Source organism: Leifsonia sp. PS1209, from assembly GCF_012317045.1.
Taxonomy (GTDB): Bacteria; Actinomycetota; Actinomycetes; order Actinomycetales; family Microbacteriaceae; genus Leifsonia.
The window spans coordinates 2,485,191-2,502,841 of sequence record NZ_CP051154.1; the positions used below are offsets into that span (position 1 = coordinate 2,485,191).

18 protein-coding genes are annotated in these 17,651 nt (G+C 71.2%); 3 read left to right on the forward strand and 15 right to left on the reverse strand.

Annotated elements, in window-relative coordinates; translation table 11 throughout:
- Positions 1–5: 5 nt before the first annotated feature.
- Together HF024_RS11855 and HF024_RS11860 are read right to left on the reverse strand one after the other, a co-directional pair.
- The gene (locus tag HF024_RS11855; RefSeq protein ID WP_168689671.1) at positions 6–662 is read right to left on the reverse strand and encodes a putative glycolipid-binding domain-containing protein; all 657 of its coding nucleotides are present in this window, start codon (positions 660–662) and stop codon (positions 6–8) included.
- A gap of 46 nt (positions 663–708) precedes the next feature.
- Positions 709–1,884, reverse strand: coding sequence for a citrate/2-methylcitrate synthase (locus HF024_RS11860; protein WP_247597094.1), 1,176 nt, complete (start codon positions 1,882–1,884; stop codon positions 709–711).
- Between the two features lie 81 nt (positions 1,885–1,965).
- On the opposite strand from HF024_RS11860, the gene HF024_RS11865 reads away from it, so the two are divergent.
- A complete protein-coding gene (locus HF024_RS11865) occupies positions 1,966–3,249 on the forward strand; it encodes a citrate synthase (RefSeq protein WP_247597095.1) in 1,284 nt (427 codons plus the stop codon).
- Between the two features lie 36 nt (positions 3,250–3,285).
- On the opposite strand, the gene HF024_RS11870 is transcribed toward HF024_RS11865, so the two are convergent.
- From HF024_RS11870 to HF024_RS11880, 3 genes are read right to left on the reverse strand one after another with little or no spacing between them, the layout of a single operon-like run.
- On the reverse strand, positions 3,286–3,945 hold the full coding sequence (locus HF024_RS11870; RefSeq protein WP_085368068.1) for a methionine ABC transporter permease: 660 nt from the start codon (positions 3,943–3,945) through the stop codon (positions 3,286–3,288).
- Positions 3,942–4,967, reverse strand: coding sequence for a methionine ABC transporter ATP-binding protein (locus tag HF024_RS11875; protein WP_168689673.1), 1,026 nt, complete (start codon positions 4,965–4,967; stop codon positions 3,942–3,944). The genes HF024_RS11870 and HF024_RS11875 overlap by 4 nt, the downstream gene beginning before the upstream one ends.
- Positions 4,968–4,972: 5 nt before the next feature.
- Positions 4,973–5,920 (reverse strand): MetQ/NlpA family ABC transporter substrate-binding protein, encoded by a 948-nt coding sequence (locus HF024_RS11880; protein WP_168689674.1) that lies wholly within the window; start codon positions 5,918–5,920, stop codon positions 4,973–4,975.
- A gap of 133 nt (positions 5,921–6,053) precedes the next feature.
- Here HF024_RS11880 and HF024_RS11885 point away from each other — a divergent pair, with 133 nt between their 5' ends.
- Positions 6,054–6,617: a hypothetical protein gene (locus HF024_RS11885; protein ID WP_168689675.1), complete on the forward strand. Its 564-nt coding sequence runs from the start codon at positions 6,054–6,056 to the stop codon at positions 6,615–6,617.
- A 51-nt stretch (positions 6,618–6,668) separates the two neighbouring features.
- Here HF024_RS11885 and HF024_RS11890 read toward each other — a convergent pair whose 3' ends face one another.
- The 8 genes from HF024_RS11890 to HF024_RS11925 form a co-directional block, all read right to left on the reverse strand.
- On the reverse strand, positions 6,669–7,088 hold the full coding sequence (locus tag HF024_RS11890) for a VOC family protein (RefSeq protein ID WP_085368075.1): 420 nt from the start codon (positions 7,086–7,088) through the stop codon (positions 6,669–6,671).
- Positions 7,089–7,155: 67 nt separating this feature from the next.
- Positions 7,156–7,563, reverse strand: a complete 408-nt coding sequence (locus tag HF024_RS11895; RefSeq protein WP_085368077.1) for a helix-turn-helix transcriptional regulator — start codon at positions 7,561–7,563, stop codon at positions 7,156–7,158.
- A gap of 61 nt (positions 7,564–7,624) precedes the next feature.
- Positions 7,625–11,152, reverse strand: a complete 3,528-nt coding sequence (locus HF024_RS11900; RefSeq protein WP_168689676.1) for a bifunctional RecB family nuclease/DEAD/DEAH box helicase — start codon at positions 11,150–11,152, stop codon at positions 7,625–7,627.
- Positions 11,153–11,241: 89 nt separating this feature from the next.
- Positions 11,242–11,577: a nuclear transport factor 2 family protein gene (locus HF024_RS11905; protein WP_168689677.1), complete on the reverse strand. Its 336-nt coding sequence runs from the start codon at positions 11,575–11,577 to the stop codon at positions 11,242–11,244.
- Positions 11,578–11,641: 64 nt separating this feature from the next.
- Positions 11,642–12,211: an HhH-GPD-type base excision DNA repair protein gene (locus HF024_RS11910; RefSeq protein ID WP_168689678.1), complete on the reverse strand. Its 570-nt coding sequence runs from the start codon at positions 12,209–12,211 to the stop codon at positions 11,642–11,644.
- A 20-nt stretch (positions 12,212–12,231) separates the two neighbouring features.
- Positions 12,232–12,447, reverse strand: a complete 216-nt coding sequence (locus HF024_RS11915) for a hypothetical protein (RefSeq protein WP_085368085.1) — start codon at positions 12,445–12,447, stop codon at positions 12,232–12,234.
- Between the two features lie 38 nt (positions 12,448–12,485).
- Positions 12,486–13,649, reverse strand: a complete 1,164-nt coding sequence (locus tag HF024_RS11920; protein WP_168689679.1) for a hypothetical protein — start codon at positions 13,647–13,649, stop codon at positions 12,486–12,488.
- Positions 13,650–13,719: 70 nt separating this feature from the next.
- The gene (locus HF024_RS11925; protein WP_168689680.1) at positions 13,720–14,595 is read right to left on the reverse strand and encodes a LysR family transcriptional regulator; all 876 of its coding nucleotides are present in this window, start codon (positions 14,593–14,595) and stop codon (positions 13,720–13,722) included.
- A gap of 78 nt (positions 14,596–14,673) precedes the next feature.
- Here HF024_RS11925 and HF024_RS11930 point away from each other — a divergent pair, with 78 nt between their 5' ends.
- Positions 14,674–15,939, forward strand: coding sequence for an MFS transporter (locus HF024_RS11930; RefSeq protein ID WP_168689681.1), 1,266 nt, complete (start codon positions 14,674–14,676; stop codon positions 15,937–15,939).
- Positions 15,940–16,002: 63 nt separating this feature from the next.
- Here the strand turns inward: HF024_RS11930 and HF024_RS11935 are convergent, their stop codons facing one another.
- Both HF024_RS11935 and priA read right to left on the reverse strand, forming a co-directional pair.
- Positions 16,003–16,875 carry an SseB family protein gene (locus tag HF024_RS11935; RefSeq protein WP_168689682.1) on the reverse strand — a complete coding sequence of 291 codons (873 nt, stop codon included), beginning with the start codon at positions 16,873–16,875 and terminating at the stop codon, positions 16,003–16,005.
- A complete protein-coding gene (gene priA / locus HF024_RS11940; protein ID WP_168689683.1) occupies positions 16,859–17,605 on the reverse strand; it encodes a bifunctional 1-(5-phosphoribosyl)-5-((5-phosphoribosylamino)methylideneamino)imidazole-4-carboxamide isomerase/phosphoribosylanthranilate isomerase PriA in 747 nt (248 codons plus the stop codon). The genes HF024_RS11935 and priA overlap by 17 nt, the downstream gene beginning before the upstream one ends.
- Between the last annotated feature and the right edge of the window lie 46 nt (positions 17,606–17,651).

A 17,651-nucleotide genomic window follows, 5' to 3' on the forward strand; every position in this document is an offset into this window, starting at 1 on the left:
GTGCGCTACGGGCGGGCGCGGGTCCGGATACGCCGGGCGAGCTGGGGGTAGTCGATGACGATGCCGTCCGGGTCGACCGTGAGGTCGGCGGTGAAGTCGCGGCTCTCACTGCTGTAGCGGACGACGGCGTGGCCGGCCTCCTCGTCGTACGGGGTAGCGCTGTACAGCTGCTCGCTGCGGCTCACCGCGAGCGACGGCAGCGCGACCCACGCCATCACGAACCTGGTCTCTGCGACCTCGTGCCGGTTGGCGCCGAGCCGCAGGATCGGCATGGTGTTCGTCACCGGGCAGAGCGCGAGGTCGCAGTCCAGCGCTCCGTCGAATGCGCCGTCCGCCGCATCCCGGGCGTCGATGCCGGGATCGGCCAGCTCCTCGTCGTGGTAGACGCCGACGCCCTCCTGGGTCGCCTCGCTGGTCCAGCGGCCGTGCGCATCCCGGGCGAGCGCCAGACGGCGGGTGAACCCGCGGCCGAACACGGCGACATCGAGCCTGCTGGTGACCCAGTCCGGCCCTGTCTCCAGCGACCAGCTGGTGACGTAGTCGGTGCTGCGCGACGTGCCCAGCGCATCCAGCCGGTCGGCCGCGAGCGTGATCGTGGCCGCCTCCACCCGCTCGGGGTCGTCGTCGCCGACCCACTCGACCTGCCTGACCGCTCCGCGCATCCCGACCACCGCCTTGGTACCAGGATGGTCCTTCCTGGGTCTACGCTCAAGCCGCGGATTGCGCTGGCAGCGGCGCGGGCGCCGGCGGCCCGACGTACCGGGACGACGGCCGCACGATCTTGCCCTCGGCCGTCTGCTCCAGGATGTGCGCCGTCCAGCCGACCACGCGGGCCGACGCGAACGTGGGCGTGAACATGCTGCGCGGGATGCCGCATGCCTCCATCACCACGGCCGCGTAGAACTCGACATTGGTGTGCAGCTCCCTGCCCGGCTTCAGCTCGTCCAGCAGCTCCTGCACCCTGCGCTCCACCTGCACGGCGAACGCCACCCTCTGCCCGCCGAATCCCTCGGCGATGCCGCGCAGCATCCGGGAACGTGGATCCTCCGTGCGGTAGACGGCGTGCCCGAACCCCATGATGCGCCCACCGGACTCGACGGCGCTGGTCACCCAGTCGTCGATGCGGTCGGGGGTGGCGATCTCGTCGAGGGTGTCGAGCGCCCTGCTCGGCGCGCCGCCGTGGAGGGGTCCGGACAGCGAGCCCATCGCGCCCGTCACGGCGGCAGCGAGGTCGGCGCCCGTGGAGGCGATGACGCGCGCGGTGAACGTCGATGCGTTGAAGCCGTGGTCGATCGCCGCGGTCATGTACGCGCTCACCGCGTGCTCGCTCCGCGCATCCGGGACCCGTCCGGTGACGAGGTAGAGGTAGTTGGCGACGTGCCCCAGATCGTCGCGGCTGGGCAGCGGGGTGCGGCCGGACGCGAGCGCGTGCAGGGCGGCGAGCAGCACGGGCGTGATGGCACTGACGCGGATCGCGTCGGCGATGCGGGCGTCGGCGTCCTCGTCGTACAGGGGCCGGATGCGGTCGGCCGCTGCCACGGCGGCGAGCGCCATGCGGACGCCGGCGAGGGCGTCCGGGGTCCCGGTGGTGAGTCGCGCGATGGCGGGGAGCAGTTCCGCGACCTCGTCGGGGATGGTGCGGGCGGCGGCGATGCGAGCGCGGAAGGCGGCGAGGTCTGCGGCATCCGGGAGCGTGCCGAACAGCAGCAGGTGCCAGGCCTCCTCGAAGCTGCGCTCGGCGGCCAGCTCGACCGCGGAGTACTGGCGGTAGTGATAGAAGCCTTCGTGCCCGCGCACATCGCCGAGGGCGGTCTCCGCGGCGACCACGTTCGTGAGGCCGCGGGGAACGTCGATGAGGGTGTCGTCCATCCGTGCGTTCTGCATAGTATGAGCATGCGCATGGATTCTCGGTGCGTCAACGTTGATTGGATCAATGTGGGGAGTGCCATGCAGGAGGCGTCTGACGTGGAACGCGAGGATGGTGGGGCGCACCAGAGCGTCGGTGCACTCGGCGACGACGGCACGCTCGGCCCTGCGCTCCCCCGGCTCACGGCGGAGCAGACCGCCGAGCGGCTCGGCGTGAAGCTCGAGACCCTGTACGCGTACGTGGCGCGCGGCCGGCTCGACCGCATCCGGACCCCGGACGGGTCGACCTTCGACCCGCTCGACGTCGAACGGTTTGCGGCCGACAGGAGGCGGCGGCCGGTCGCCGGTCCGCACGGGCACTCGGACGGACGCCCTCTCATGGTGGTGGACACCTCGTTCGCGCTGATCGAGGACGGCGAACTGTTCTACCGCGGCAGGAACGTCGGCACGCTCTTCGGCGAACGGTTCGAGACCGTCGCGCACTGGGCGCTGACCGGAGAGTGGGATGCGGGCGCGCGATTCCCTGCCGCCGCCGGGCTGACCGCCGCCCGCCGGGTGGGCGACGCCCTGCCGGACTCGGCGACCACACGCGACCGGCAACAGGTGGCGGTGACCGCGCTGGCCGCCGCCGACCCGCTGCGATACTCGCTCGACCGCGCCACGGTGGTCGGGGCGGCAGAGGGACTGGTGGCCGGGATGGTGGATGCGCTGCCCGCCCGCGGCGCGCTGGACCCCGCCGCCGCATCCCTGGCCGCGCGCCTCTGGGCCGCCATGACCGACGTACCGCCGACGTCGCTCGCCGCACTGAACGCCGCGCTCGTGCTCCTCCTCGACCACGATCTCGCCGTCTCCACCCTCGCCGCCCGGGCCGCGGCGTCGGCGCGCGCCAACCCGTATGCGGTCGTCACCGCCGGGCTCGGCGCCCTCGACTCGCCCCTGCACGGCAACGCCAGCCGCGCCGCCCACCGGATGCTCGCCCGCGTCGTCGCCGGAGAACCGGCCGAGCGCGTTGTCGCCGACACGGTGGTCGCCGGGCGCGGTCCCGTCCCCGGGTTCGGCCACGTCCTCTACCCGCAGGGCGACCCGCGGGCGCGCATCCTGCTCGGGATGCTCGGGGACACCTCCGCAGCCGCAAATGCCACCGCAGCCGCAGTCGCCACCGCAGCCGTCAACCAGGTCGCCGCCATCGTCCACCGCCGCACCGGGCTGCGCCCCAACATCGACCTGGCCATCGCCGCGCTGGCCATCGCATCCGGGATGGCAGACGACGCGGGCGAGGTGGTCTTCGCGACCGCCCGCGCCATCGGCTGGGTCGTGCACGCCCTGGACGAGTACGAGCAGCCGCCGCTACGCCTGCGCCCCGTCGGCCGCTACGTCGGCTGACCGCGCCTCACCGCCGCACCCCCAGCGCCGCAGCACTCACCGCCGCAGCGCCTTCCGCGCCAGCCAGTTCCCGAGGAACTGCGCCGCCTGCACCAGCACCACGATCGTGATCACCGCGATCCACGTCACCGCCCAGTTGTACCGCTGGTATCCGTACGAGATCGCGAAGTCTCCGAGTCCGCCGCCGCCGATGCTGCCCGCGATGGCCGACAGGTCCACGATCGCCACGAACACGAACGTGTATCCCAGGATGAGCGGGCCGAGCGCTTCGGGGATCAGCAGCGTCGTGATGATCCGCCACGGGCTCGAACCCATCGCGCGTGCCGCCTCGATCACGCCGGGGTCGATCGTCACCAGGTTCTGCTCGACGATGCGGGAGATGCCGAACGTCGCCGCGATCGTCATCGGGAAGATGGCCGCCGGGGTGCCGAGGAACGTCCCGAGCACCAGCTGCGTCAGCGGCGCGACCGCCGTCATGAAGATGATGAACGGGATGGGCCGGATGAAGTTGACCACCACGTTCAGCACCGCGGAGAGCACCCGGTTCTCCAGCAGCCCGCCGCGCCTGGTCGTGTAGAGCAGCACGCCGAGCGCGAGGCCCAGGATGCCGCCGAGGACGAGCGTCGCCACGACCATCCAGAGCGTCTGCCCGATGGACTGGACGAAGACCGGCCACAGGGTGTCCCAGTCGTTCATGCCGCCACCTCCTCCACCTCGGTGACCTGGCGGAGGTCGGCGATCAGCGCATCCACCCCGGCGTCGTCGCCGATCAGTTCCAGGGTGAGGCTGCCGAACGAGCGGCCCTGCAGCGCGGAGATGCCGCCGTAGACGATCTCGAACCGCACGTTGTGCCTGCCGACCGCATCCGACAGCACGGCCCCCAGCCGCCCGTCGTCGTGGATGCGCGCGGAGACGATGCGTCCGGCGTGCTTGCCGCGCAGACGCTCGACCTCGGTCTCGTCCGGCCGGTTCTTGAGGACCGTCCCGACGAAGCGCTGCGCCGTGCCAGTCTGCGGGGCCGAGAACACCTCGAACACGCTGCCGGTCTCGATCACCCGGCCGGAGTCGAGCACGGCGACGCGGTCGGCGATCGAGCGGACCACCTCCATCTCGTGCGTGATGACCACGATGGTGACGCCCAACTCGTCGTTGACGCGCTTGAGCAGCCGCAGCACGTCGGCCGTCGTCTCCGGGTCGAGCGCCGACGTGGACTCGTCGGCGAGCAGGATCGCCGGGTTGGTCGCGAGCGCGCGGGCGATGCCGACGCGCTGCTTCTGGCCGCCGGAGAGCTGGTCGGGGTAGACCCACGCCTTGTCGGTGAGTCCGACGAACGCCAGCAACTCCGCGACACGCTGTTTGCGCTTCTCCTTCGGCCAGCCGGCCACCTTGAGCGGGTACGCGACATTGCCGAACACCGTGCGCGACCGGAACAGGTTGAACTGCTGGAAGATCATCCCGATCCGGGCCCGGACAGCACGCAGCTTCGGTTCGGGAAGCTGCGTGATGTCCTGGCCGTCGATCAGGATGCTGCCGGACGTCGCCCGCTCGAGCGCGTTGATGAGGCGCACCAGCGTGCTCTTGCCCGCCCCCGAGTATCCGATGATGCCGAAGATCTCACCGCGCTCGATCGCGAGGCTGACACCGTCGACCGCCGTGATGGTCGTGTCGCCGGAGCGGAACGCCTTCGAGACGTCGCGGAACTCGATGATGGGGCTCATCCGCGCTACTTCGCCGCCTTGATGGTGGTCTCGAGCTTGTCGAGGATCGAGAGGAGGTCGGACTGCGGACGGTCGACAATCACCGCGGTGTTCTTCGACTCGGCCAGCACCGCGTCGGTGACCGCCGTGGTGTGGTAGAGCTCGGCGATCTTCAGGTACGTCTTGTTGTTCTTGTCGGCCTCGCGGGCGACGAACGCGTTGATGTACGGCTCGGCGGCGTCGCTCTTGGGGTCGTCCTGGAACAGCGCGGTCGTGGGGTCGATGCCCGCGGTGAGCGCGAAGTTGTTGTTGACGATCGCGCCGTCGGCGGAGTCGAGCGCGGGGGCGGTCTGCGCCGCATCCACGGGGATGACGGAGACCTTCGAGTCGGACGCGACGATGTCGGCGGGGGTCGCCAGGGTGCTGCCGCCGTCCTTCAGCTTCAGCAGCCCGGCCTCCTGCAGCACGAGAAGCGCGCGGGCTTGGTTGGTCGCGTCGTTCGGAATGGCGATCTTCGCGCCCTGCGGGATCTCGTCCAACTTCGTGTACTTCTTCGAGTACAGCGGAAGCGGCACGACGAGGGTCGAGGCGACCGGCACCAGGTGCTGGTTGGCGTTCACGTTGTAGTTCGCGAGGAACTGCAGGTGCTGGAACAGGTTCAGGTCGATCTGCTTGTCCGCGAGCGCCGGGTTGGCCTGCGTGTAGTCGCGGAAGCCGACGACCGTGATGTCGATGCCCTCCTTCGCCGCCGCCTTCTTCAGGATCGGCCAGTAGGGGGCCGACTGCTCGGTGGTGCCGATCTTCACGCTCACCCGCTTCTCCGCGCCGCTCGATGCCGGAGCCGACAGGTTCACGACGACGAGCACCACGGCCACGACGATCGCGACAACAGCGATCCCGATGCCGACGATCCAGCCGGTCTTCGACTTCGGCTTCTCCGGCAGGGATGGGGTGGGCGGGGTGGCCTCGGACATGGCTGTGCCTCTCTTGTGAAGGGGTGGGGGTGTGCCGGCGAACGGTTGGCGGCTATTCGAGCCTGCCTGCTGTGCGCCGGATGCCCAAACCGTGTTCCGAAATGTGACAGCCCGCGTGGGATAGGCTGGTGGAATGTCAGATTCCTGGTCCCAGACGGTGACGGCGAAACTTTTCGGGTGGGCGGCCGCTGCCCTGGTGCTCGTCGGGGTGGTGTGCGTGCTCCCGCTGCTGCTGGTCGACGCCGGTCCGGGCGAGGACCAGGGCGCCCGCGTCGCCGGGGCCGCGTTCAGCACGGTGGTCATGGTGGTCTGCGTGGTGCTGCTGTGCGGTTTCACGCGCATCCGGGTGTCGGTCGACGGGCGCGGCCTGCGGGTGACGCTGCCGCTGCTGTTCGGGATGCGCGTGAAGAGCATCCCGCTGTCGCGCGTGGCGACGGTGTCGGCCGAGGACGACCTGCGGCCCGCGCAGTGGGGCGGCTGGGGCTACCGGGTGATGCCCGGGCGCTCGGCGATCGTGCTGCGCCGCGGACCGGCGCTCGTGGTCGGAACGACGGCGGATAAGTATTTCGCGGTGACGCTCGCCGACCCGGAGACTCCGGCGGCGCTGCTCGCGTCGCTTACGGCCGGCGGTGCGGCCGGCGGTGCAGCCGGCGCTGCTGGCCCCGCCGACCCGGCCGAGGCAGCGAAAAGCCAGTAGCTGTCGCGAAATCGCACGGATTCCGCACAGTTACTGGCTTCTCGTTTCCGGTCAGGCGTTCTGCGGCTGCATGGCGGCCTGGATGCGCACCATGTTGCCGGACGGGTCGCGGAACGCGCAGTCCCGCGGACCCCACGGCTGGTCGATGGGCTCCTGCAACACCTCGGCCCCGGATGCGCGGACCCGCTCGAACACGCCGTCGATGTCGTCGGTGCGGAACACGATGTTCTGCAGGACGCCCTTGGTGATCAGTTCGAGGATGGTGTCGCCGTCGGCTTTCGACCGGCCGCCGTACGGGTCGGAGAGCACGATCTCCAACCCCGGCTGGTCGGCGCTGCCGAGGGTGATCCAGTGGTGGCCGCCCGACTCGACGTCGCGCACGACATCGAGCCCGAGGGCGTCCCGGTAGAAGCTGAGCGACTCTTCGGGGTCGCTGACGGTGATCTGGTAGTACTGCAGTGAAACGGTCATGGGTCCACTGTAGAAATCCCGGCGCGCGGACGCTTCTCCAAACCTGCTCGATGAGGCGAGATGCGGCTCAGGCGGAGGCGGACTTCACGGGGCGGGTGCGCTGCTTCGCCACGCACGACGGCATCGCCTCGACGGCCTGATGCTCGCGGGCGCGGTACGCGGTGGGCGACATCCCGACGATCTCGCTGAATTTGGAGCTGAACGACCCGAGCGACGTACAGCCGACGGTCATGCAGGCGTCGGTCACGCTCATCCCGGACCGGAGCAGCGCCATCGCGCGCTCGATGCGGCGGGTCATCAGGTAGCTGTACGGGGTCTCGCCGTACGCAGCCCGGAACCGGCGGGAGAAGTGCGCGGGAGACATGAGCGCCTTGCTGGCGATCGTGGGCACGTCGAGCGGCCGCGCATACTCGCGGTCGATCAGGTCGCGCGCCCTGCGCAGGTGCACGAGCGTCTCGATCTCCTCCGGTGACACGCCACGAGCGTAGCACCGCGCCCGCACAGCGGTCCGGGCCGATCCCGCGCCGCCCACCGGCTCACGCGTCCTGCTCGACCAGCCGGATGAACGCGCTCAGCTCGGTGAGGCCGGTTGGTGTGTGCGGCAGGTATTCGGTCAGCTCGGGCGAGTGGACGAGGTACGCCGCCCATTTCGCGCGGGACACGGCCACGTTGAGCCGGTTCTTCATGAGCAGGAACGACATCCCGCGCGGCACGTCCGCCGACGACGACGCAGCGAGGCTGACGATGGCGATGGCGGCCTCCTGGCCCTGGAACTTGTCCACCGTCCCGACCCGCACTCGCTCCAGCCCCGCATCGTCGAGGGCCGCACGCACCGCGGCGAGCTGCGCGTTGTACGGCGTGACGACGATCACGTCCTCCTCGCCGAGCGCGTCCCGTTCCCGGCCTGCGCTCGGGTCTGTCCACGCGCGCCCGAGCACGTCCTGCACGATGGCGACCACCACGGCCGCCTCCTCCGGCGATTCCGTCGAGTTGCCGACGTGCTCCACCGGGACAGGATGCAGCCCGGACGTCACCCCGTCGAGCGACCGGCGCGCCGCCTCCGGATGCGCGTGCAGCTTGCCCTCGTACGACAGCCGGGACACCGCGGCCGCCAGCTCGGGATGCATCCGCCTGCTCTCGGCGAGGAAGTACCCGAACTCGGGCGGCAGCACGTCGTGCCCGTCGCTCACCCAGCCGAGGGCGGAGCCGTCGATGGGTTCCGGATGCTGGCCCTGGCTGACCTGCGGAAGCTGCTGCGGGTCTCCGAGCAGCAACAGGTTGGCCGCGGACACCCCCGCACCGATGGTGGAGGCGAGCGAGAACTGGCCTGCCTCGTCGACCACCAGCAGGTCGAGGCTGTCGCGCGGGATGCGCGCGGCGTTCGCGAAGTCCCACGCCGTGCCGCCGACCACGTAGCCCGTCGCCTCGTTGTCGAGGGCGAACAGCAGCTGGCCGTCGTGCTCCAGCGGGGTGAAGGCGTGCGCTTCCCTGTCGCTGTCGCCGCCGGGGACCTTGCCGACGAGCCGCGCATCCAGCCCGGCCGCGACGACGCGGTCGAGCAGGTTCTCGACGACGGCGTGCGACTGCGCCACGACGCCGATGCGCCAGCCGTGCCGCTGGACGAGGCCGGCGATCACGTGCGCCCCGAGATACGACTTGCCGGTGCCGGGAGGCCCCTGCACGGCGAGGTAGGAGCGGTCGAGGTCGAGAAGGCTCGCGATGACGGCGTCGATGCGCCCGCTGCCGTCGTCCGGCCCTTCGGGGGCGAGGCGTCCGGAGCGGGTGCGCGGTGGCGTACGCCGCAGCACGTCGACCATCGCGTTGCGCGGCCACCCGTCAGCGCGGGATGCGCCAGCAGCGTTCCCAGCGCGCTGCGACTCGGCGGTGGCGCCAGCATCCCCCGCGCGCCGCGCCTCCAGTAGGTCGCTTCCCCACTCGCGGATCGCCTCGGCCAGGCGGCGCGCATCCGGAGGCCCGGCGGGCGTCAGCGCGCTCGGCAGGTCGTCGTAGGGCAGCACGTCTTTCGGCAGGGTCTCCCGCACCACCACCGCGCCGTCATCCGTCGCCGCGATCACGGCGACAGACCGCACCGCCCGCGCGCCCGGCTGGGAGCGCGGCTGGCGGAACGGTCCGGGGTATTCGTAGAGCAGGAACGGCCCGGTGCGCTCGCTGACCCGGATGGCGCTCCCCGGCCCCCACCGCCCGCTCAGCAGCAGCTCCCGGCGTTCGACGCGCTGGCCGTCGTCCTGGTACCAGTCGCGCAGCACCTGTGCGGACTCGACCACCAGCACATCCCGGTTGTCCGCCCACTCCTCCACCGGCTGGATGAGCCGGGAGAAGTGGGACTGCCAGAAGCTCTTCTGCTCCCTGCGGTGGAAGTCGATCGCCGCTGCCGCCAGCGCCATCGCCTCCCTGTCCGGCGTGCGGTGCGGGTCGAGCGGATCGCCGGCGTAGGCGAGCAGCCCGGCACGCAGCGGGGACTCCTCGGGAGCGATCTCGAGATCGTCGACCGGCGCCTGGCCGATCGGGACGCCGTTCTCCTGCGCCCGCGCGATCAACCAGTCGCGGAGCCGCAGCGTCGACACGCAGTCGTACCTGTTGTAGTCGCCGATCGCATCCAGGATGGGCTGCGCCTCGTCTTCGCGGCCGACCGCGATGAGGTCGCGCGCGTTGGCGTACTGGGTGATCGAGTCCGCGCCGTTCGTCACGTCGCTCTCGCGCAGCTCGTCGCCCATGTAGAGCGGTTCCAGCTTCTTGATCGAGTAGGAGCGGGAACCGACCCGCACCGCCTTGCGCACCAGAGGGTAGAGGTCCACCATCACGTTGTCGCGGAGCAGGGCGTCGACCTCCTCCTCGCCGACGCCGTGCCGGGCGGCGAGGGCGAGCAGGTGCGTCTGCTCGTATGCGGCGTAGTGGTAGATGTGCAGGTTCGGGTAGCGCTGCCTCCGCTCGCGCACGAACGCGAGGAACGCCTCGAGCGCCACCCGCTCCGCGGCGAAGTCGTGCGCCCAGAACGCCGTGAATTCGGCGTTCTCGTCCACCAGCCCGAACAGGTAGTCGAGGTTCCAGCGCTCCCCAGCGCCCTCGGTGTAGAGCGGGTCGCCCTCGAAGTCGAAGAAGATGTCGCCCGCATCCGGATGCGGAAGCACGGCGAGGACCGGCGCGTTGAAGACCCGGATCGGCGGCGGCTCGCCCTCGACGGCATCCCGTTGCAGGCGCGCCTGCTCGCGCAGACCGTCGAGCGTTCCCTCCGGCACCCCGTCGATCTGGCCGGTGGATGCTGCGAGCTGGTCGATCGTGAACACCCCGGCCTCGAACAGCCTCGCCCGCTGGGTGACGCGCATCCCGGCGACCAGCAGCACGTCCCTGGTGGCCTGGATCTCGGCGTCGCAGGTGTCGCAGCGCCCGCAGACGGTGAAGCGCGGGTCTCCCCAGGCGACCGGACCCTCCTCGGCGAGGTGCTGCTCGATGATCCAGAGCAGGCGGGCGCGCCGCTTGCGGTAGACGGGCTCGATTTCGGACACCCTGTGCTCGCTGACGGAGCCGTCGCCGAGCAGCAGCTCGACCGTGTCCTCCACGTCGACCCCGATGCGCCGCAGCTGGCCGGCGTATGCGGCGAGCTGCAGCAGCGCGGTGACCCTGGCGCTGCGGGCGAGCTTGGAGTCCTGCACCCGGTAGCGGCCGTCCGGGCGGCGGACGATGAAGTCGGCGAACCCCACGAACGAGCCGTCGAAGAAGGTGGCCTGGAACACCACTTCGGCCGAGCGGGCGAAGGCGTCGGCCGTCGCGGCGACCGCGGCGGCGAGACTGTCGGCGTCGAGGCGATCCGGACGCTCGATCTCGGCCACCCCTGTGCCGAACCGCTCGCGGTAACGCTCCAGGATGTGCTGCTCGTGCTCATCCCCCAGCCGTGACGACCGCACGTACATCGGATCTTCGACCTCGTCGGTCTTCTCGATGCGGCCGAGCTTCACGTCGAGCGTGCGCAGGAAGGCGAACTCGCACTTCGACGCCTCGGTCAGGTCGCTGGCGCTCGTGACGATGACCCCGTCGAGAAGGAACACGTCCGCTCCTTCCGGCGACGCCGACGGCCCCTGCGGCCGCCGCTGTCTGCGAGCCTATCCGGACCCACCGACACTGCCCGGCGGCCTGCCTAGGCCGTGATCGTCATCCGCTCGATGCCCGCGGAGCCGACCAGGAAGGTGAACGTCGAGGGTCCGTTGAAGCCGTCGCCGCCGACCAGCGCCGTCACAGCGACCCCGTCCGGCACCGCGCTGAACTGGAGGTCGTCGAGCGTCACGGCCGAGCCGATGAACTCGCCGTCGCTCCACCCGCGGATCGCCTCGCGGCCGGTGAACACGCGGCCCCAGTCGTCCACGCTGCCCGTCGGGGCGAACGTGTCCATGAAGCGTTCGGTGTCGTGCGCGTTCGCCGCGTCGATCGCCTCGGCGACGACGGGTGGGATGCCTTCGCGGCTCTCGTCGGTCATCGCCCCAGTGTGGACCGCATCCCGGGCTCCGCGCCAGTGCCCGGCGCGACAGTCCCGGCCAGCCTCAGCCTTTCTTCGCCGCCGCCTTCGCCGCGCGCTTGAACTCGCGCACCTTCGTCAGAGACTCCGGGCTCACGATGTCGGCCACCGAACGGAACGAGCCTTCCGTTCCGTAGTCCCCCGCGGCCTCGCGCCAGCCGGGCGCCGTCAGCCCGCGCTGCTTGCCGAGGAGCGCGAGGAAGATCTTCGCCTTCTGCTCCCCGAAGCCGGGCAGTGCCTTCAGCCTGCGCAGGATCTCGGGGCCGTCCGGGTCGCCCTTCGTCCAGATCGCGGAGGTGTCGTCTCCCCAGTCGTCGACGATCGCCGCGGCGAGCGCCTGCACGCGCCCCGCCATCGAGCCGGGGAACCGGTGCACCGCCGGCGTCTGCTTCATCACCTCGGCCAGCTTCTCCGGCTCGACGGCCGCGACGGTCGCCGGGTCGAGAGAGCCGAGCCTGTCCTGCAGCTTCGCCGGACCGGAGAACGCCGTCTCCATCGGGATCTGCTGGTCGAGCAGCATCCCCAGGATGAGCGCGAAGTCGGACTGGTCGAGGACGGCGTCAGCCTCGGGGTCGCCGGTGATGTTCACAGCCATGAGTTCATGGTGCCATCCGGTCAGGCGACCAGCAACAGCACCCCGGCCACCAGCGACACCAGCGCGATCAGCAGCGCGACGCCCATCAGCACCCCGTGGACGATCAGGAACGGCGTCGGCGTGCCCGCCGCATCCCGTGCCCTGGTGTCTTTGGCGACCCTGGCGAAGAACCGGGGCCACGCGAACACGTTGAAGGCGGCGTTGACGAACAGGACGATGGCAGCGAAGACGGTCATGGTGTCTCCAGCCTAGGAGACGGTGGATGCGCGTCCGCTCAGTCGAGCCGGTGCCGCGGGCGTGCCGTCTCCGACAGGGTCGGCCGGTCCGTCCAGCGCAGCTCGACCACCTCGTTGGCCTGCGACGTGTAGAACACGTGCTGCGTCGAGCTGGCGTGGTCGACGAACGCCGACGGGGTGGATGCGGCCGGCGGCTGCCCCGCACCGGTCAGCGGGTTCTCGTGCCACCCGGTCGGATCCCGCCACAGCTCGTGGATGAGGTGGTCCGCTCCGGCGTAGACGACGTGCTGCGTGGGGACGGGGACCGCATCCGTCGCCTCGAACGCGTACGCGGACACGCTCGTGCCCGCCAGCACCGGGCCGGCGCCCAGCGGCCCGGTGAGGTTCTCGACCGACCAGCTCCCGTCGTAGCGGTACTCCCACACGTCGCCCGCCGTGTCGACGACGTCCACCTGGCGCGTGCCGTCCGCCGCGAATCCGTAGCCGCGGTACGCGTCGTCCGCGAACCCGCCCGGCCCGTCGAGCCCCGCGCCGATGTCGACCGGCTCGCCCCAGGTGAGGTTCGCGGTTCCCGTGTACTCGTAGAGGCGGCCGTCGTCGCCGAGGTAGTCGACGTGCATGGTCCCGCCCGGGGAGAACGAGTACCCGCCGGGAGCCCGCGCGCAGACCGGGCCGCCATGATCCGAGGTGAGGTCTTTGTGCACCCAGCTCGGGTCACCGTCGTCGCGCGACTTCCTGGTGAGCACGTGCACGTGCCTGTCGATGCCCTGGAAGACGACCACCTGCGCGCGCCCCGACGCGTACTCGAAGCCCTGCGCGACCTTCCGCGCCGGCTGCGAACCGGAGTCGGCAGTGAGGTCGTTCGCGTGCCAGCCGTCGTCCTGGTACAGCTCGCGCAGGCGTCCGTCGCCCGCCGTGCCCAGATAGAGGACGTGCTGCGTCCCTTCCAGCACGAACAGGTAGGCGCGCGGGGCCGATGACGCGTGCGGTCCTCCGCTCTCCGCCAGCAGGTCTTTCTCGTGCCAGACGTCGTCCGTCCCGCAGTACAGCTCGTGCAGCACGCCGGTGCTGTCCGAGACGCCGGTGCCGCCGAGGTAGATGACGTGCCGCGTCCGGTCGTCGGGGAAGTCGTACGCCGACGGGGCGAAGATGCCGGGCGGGAGGTGGAACGTGTCCGTCAGGTTGCGTGCTGTCCAGCCCATGATCTGCTCCGATCCGGATGCGGCGTGAGACGGGGAAAGAGTACGCCAACGCGCGGTGCGGTGGATAGGGTCAGTGCGCCCCGAACCGTTCGCTCAGCAGGTCGAGCAACGCCACGGCCGCCGCACTCGGACGCGTGCGCGCCACCGCGCTGAGCACCCAGTCGATGCGCTCGGTGAGTGGGACCACCACCGTCCCGTCCGCCCGCAGCACGGTCAGCTCCGGCATCACGGCCACGCCTAGGCGCGCGGCGACGAACCGCGGGATCTCCCCCAGGTCGGACAGCTCGGTCGACACCCGCCTCGCGATCCCGCGCTCGTCGAGGGCGCGGTCGAGCGTCGCCCTGTTGCCGAACCCCTCCCGCGCATCCACCCAGCGTTCGTCGGCGAGCTCGGCCAGCGACACGCTCTGCGCGGCGGCCAGTGGATGCTCCTCCGGCAGCACGGCAACGAACGGCGACACCGCGAGATCCCGGTAGAGCAGGTCGGGCACCCGGCCGGGCAACCCGAGGAAGGCCACGTCGATCCTGCCGAGCCGCACATCCCTGGCCAGCCCGGTGGACCCGCTGGGCGACGGCCCCAGCCGCAGATCGACCAGGGGATGGCGTTCGTGGAACTCGCCCATGATGCCCGGCAGGTCGATGGTGGTGAGATTGGTGAAGATCCCGACCCGCACCTCGCCGCGCAGGCCGCCCGTGCTGTCGGCGAGCAGGCGCATCCGCTCGGTGGCCTCGAGGGTGGTGCGGGCCGCATCCAGCACCTGGCGGCCGAGCGGCGTCAACCGCACCCGGTGCCTGTCGCGCTCGAACAGGTCGCCGCCGAGCTCGCGTTCCAGCGAGCGGACGCCGGCGGAGACGGTGGACTGGGCGGCGAACACCCGGTCGGCGGCGCGGGTGAAGTTGAGTTCGTCGGCGACGGCGACGAAGTATTCGAGCTGGCGGGTGTCCACGGGGTAATCGTAGTGGTCGATCACCAGCATCGGGGATATTCGTTGGACTCGATTGCCGGGTGGGAGCACGATAGCGGTATGGCACTCATGACCTCCCCCACCAGCGCATCCAGCAGCTCCCGCGCATCCGGCGCCTCCGGCGAACCCGGCGCCCCTCGTGGGCCGTGGCGGCTTCGTCACGGCGCCGGGTTCTGGGTGATCGCGGCGGCGTTCCTCGCGGTGATGGCGTTCTCCACCCTGCCGACCCCGCTCTACGCGCTCTATCAGCAGCGCGACGGGTTCCCGACCTGGGTGGTCACTGTCGTGTTCGCTGCGTACGCGATCGGCGTGCTCGCGAGCCTGTTCCTGATCGGCCACATCAGCGACTGGGCCGGACGCCGCCGGATGATCCTCGTCGCCATCGCCCTCGAAATCGTCGCCGCCGTGCTGTTCCTGTTCTGGAACGACATCCCCGGCCTGCTGGTGGCGCGCGTCATCTCCGGCGTCGGCGTCGGGGCGCTGACGGCCAGCGCGACCGCACACCTCAGCGAACTGCGCTCCACCGCCCGCCCGGAGGAAGGTCCCCGCCTCGCCGGAACCGTCTCCACCGTCGTGAACACCGGCGGACTCGCCGTCGGCCCGCTGATCGCCGGAGCGTTCGCGCAGTTCCTCCCCGCCCCGCTGGTGCTCCCGTACGCGGTGTTCCTGGTGATCCTCGCCGTCGCCGCGGTGGCGGTCGCCCTGGTGCCGGAGACGGTCGAGCGTGCTGAGGAGCGCCCCGCATACCGGCCCCAGCGGATCTCGCTGCCACGGGATGCGCGGAGCACCTTCTCCGCCGCAGCCGTCGCGGCGTTCGCGGGCTTCGCGGTGTTCGGGCTCTTCACTTCGCTCGCGCCGACCGTGCTCTCCGGCGTGCTGCACGAGACCTCGCGCCTCGTCGCCGGCGCCGTCCCGTTCTCGGTGTTCGCCGCGTCCGCGGTGTCGCAGATCGTATTCGCCCGGCTGTCCTCCCACGCCCAGCTGGTGCTGGCCATCCCGCTGGTGGTGCTCGGCCTCGCCGGTCTCGCGGTTGGGGTGCTGGTCGCCGGACTCTGGCTGTTCGTGGCGAGCGGCGTGATCGCGGGGGCGGGTGTCGGCCTGCTGTTCCGCTCCTCCATCGCGGTCGCGGCCTCGCTGTCGTCTCCGGATCACCGCGGCGAGGTGCTCGCGGCGATCTTCCTCATCGCGTACGTCGGCCTCGCGGTGCCGGTGCTGCTGGTGGGGGTGGCGCTGATCGTGTGGCCGGTGGTGCCGGTGCTGGTGGTGTTCGTGATCGTGGTGGGCGCGCTGTCGCTCGCGGGCGGGCTGCGGATGCTGCGCCGCTGAGCGGGGCGGGGTGGATCGGAGCGCCGTGCGGGCGGACCCGCGCGGCGCTTCCTGCGGCTCGCGTCAGTCGGCGGCGCGCAGCTGCACGCGCAGCGAGTCCACGCGGGTCGCGATCACGTCGTCGGCGGCCCAGCGCTGAGCGAGCCGGCCGAGGACCGCATCCAGTTCCTCCCTGGTCAGCCCGGCGGAGAGCGAGAGGCGCACAACCAGTTCTTCCCCAGCCAGCCGGGCGCCGGGGTCGCCGGCGATCAGCTCGATGTCGTGCACGCCGAGCTCCGACCCGATGGATGCGGTGAACGCCGTGAACACCTCCGGGTCGCGGTCGCTCGGCAGCCAGGGGCGGCTCTGCGCGATCGCCCACAGCGCTGGGCGCCGCAGCACGAACTCCGTCTCCGAGGTCGGGTCGAGCACGACCAGCTCGGTGTCCTCCGCGGCGGCGGCGAGCGCGACGCGCATCCCGTCTGCCGGCACGGGACGCGCATCCCGGTTCCAGGTCTGCATCGCGGTCACCGACGAGAACACGGGCAGCACGGTGCGTCCGTCCGGACCGGCGACGGTCACGATGGCGAGTTCCTGGGTCTTGTCGATCAGCAGCCCGTCGTCGGTGGTGTCGCTCTCGCCGAGCCGCGCCATCAGCGGGATCAGCAACCGCGACGCACGCACGGCGTCCACGACGGCCTCCGCACCCACCTCGCCGGCTCGGAACGCCGCCAGGGCGCCGAGCAGCGCGGGAGGCGCGCTGCCGTCGTCGTCGCCGAACGCGTTTTCGTCGAACTCCCGGCCCTCCCACGGCTGGCCCGCCGAGTCCGCCAGGCGACCGGCGTCAGCCGCCAGCTGCGCCGCGAACCCGCTCAGCCGCGCGGCGCCCTTCGCGCTCGGGCCCGTGGATGCGTGGTCGTCGCCCGACCCGTCGCCCGGCTCAGTTCCCTGCGACATCCAGCGCCTCGGGCAGCGTGAACGCGCCGGCGTAGAGGGCCTTGCCGACGATCGCGCCTTCGAGTCCGCGCGGAACCAGTTCGCGCAGGGCGGCGATGTCGTCGAGGTTGGAGATGCCGCCGGAGGCCACCACCGGGCGCGTCGTGCGGTCCATCACCTCGCGCAGCAGGTCGAGGTTGGGGCCGCGGAGGGTGCCGTCCTTGGTGACGTCGGTGACGACGTAGCGGGCGCATCCCGCGTCTTCGAGGCGGTCGAGGACCTGCCACAGGTCGCCGCCGTCGCGGGTCCAGCCGCGCGCGGCGAGGGTGGTGCCGCGCACGTCGAGGCCGACCGCGATGGCCTCGCCGTACTGGCCGATCACGTTCGCCGCCCACTCGGGGTTCTCGAGCGCCGCCGTGCCGAGGTTGATGCGCTTCGCACCGATCTCGAGCGCCGACTCCAGGGAGGCGTCGTCGCGGATGCCGCCGGAGAGTTCCACGTTCACGCCGCGGACCTGCTTGATGACCTTCTTCAGGATGGCGTGGTTGTCGCCCCGGCCGAACGCCGCATCCAGGTCGACCAGGTGGATCCACTCCGCGCCCTGGTCCGCCCACTCCGCCGCCGCGTCGACCGGGTCGCCGTAACTCGTCTCCGAGCCGGCCTCGCCCTGGGTCAGGCGCACCGCTTTGCCGTCGGCCACGTCGACAGCCGGCAGCAGGACGAGCCGGGGGGTGTTGTTGAATTCGCTCATGATCTTCCTCGGTTGGGTCCGCGCGTCCGCGCGGGCTCGGGGTGTT

Coding starts and splice junctions, on each gene's coding strand:
- HF024_RS11855 (WP_168689671.1), bottom strand. CDS start 662: ATGCGCGGAGCGGTCAGGCAGGTCGAGTGGGTCGGCGACGACGACCCC.
- HF024_RS11860 (WP_247597094.1), bottom strand. CDS start 1,884: ATGCAGAACGCACGGATGGACGACACCCTCATCGACGTTCCCCGCGGC.
- HF024_RS11870 (WP_085368068.1), bottom strand. CDS start 3,945: ATGAACGACTGGGACACCCTGTGGCCGGTCTTCGTCCAGTCCATCGGG.
- HF024_RS11875 (WP_168689673.1), bottom strand. CDS start 4,967: ATGAGCCCCATCATCGAGTTCCGCGACGTCTCGAAGGCGTTCCGCTCC.
- HF024_RS11880 (WP_168689674.1), bottom strand. CDS start 5,920: ATGTCCGAGGCCACCCCGCCCACCCCATCCCTGCCGGAGAAGCCGAAG.
- HF024_RS11885 (WP_168689675.1), top strand. CDS start 6,054: ATGTCAGATTCCTGGTCCCAGACGGTGACGGCGAAACTTTTCGGGTGG.
- HF024_RS11890 (WP_085368075.1), bottom strand. CDS start 7,088: ATGACCGTTTCACTGCAGTACTACCAGATCACCGTCAGCGACCCCGAA.
- HF024_RS11905 (WP_168689677.1), bottom strand. CDS start 11,577: ATGACCGACGAGAGCCGCGAAGGCATCCCACCCGTCGTCGCCGAGGCG.
- HF024_RS11910 (WP_168689678.1), bottom strand. CDS start 12,211: ATGGCTGTGAACATCACCGGCGACCCCGAGGCTGACGCCGTCCTCGAC.
- HF024_RS11915 (WP_085368085.1), bottom strand. CDS start 12,447: ATGACCGTCTTCGCTGCCATCGTCCTGTTCGTCAACGCCGCCTTCAAC.
- HF024_RS11920 (WP_168689679.1), bottom strand. CDS start 13,649: ATGGGCTGGACAGCACGCAACCTGACGGACACGTTCCACCTCCCGCCC.
- HF024_RS11930 (WP_168689681.1), top strand. CDS start 14,674: ATGGCACTCATGACCTCCCCCACCAGCGCATCCAGCAGCTCCCGCGCA.
- HF024_RS11935 (WP_168689682.1), bottom strand. CDS start 16,875: ATGTCGCAGGGAACTGAGCCGGGCGACGGGTCGGGCGACGACCACGCA.
- priA (WP_168689683.1), bottom strand. CDS start 17,605: ATGAGCGAATTCAACAACACCCCCCGGCTCGTCCTGCTGCCGGCTGTC.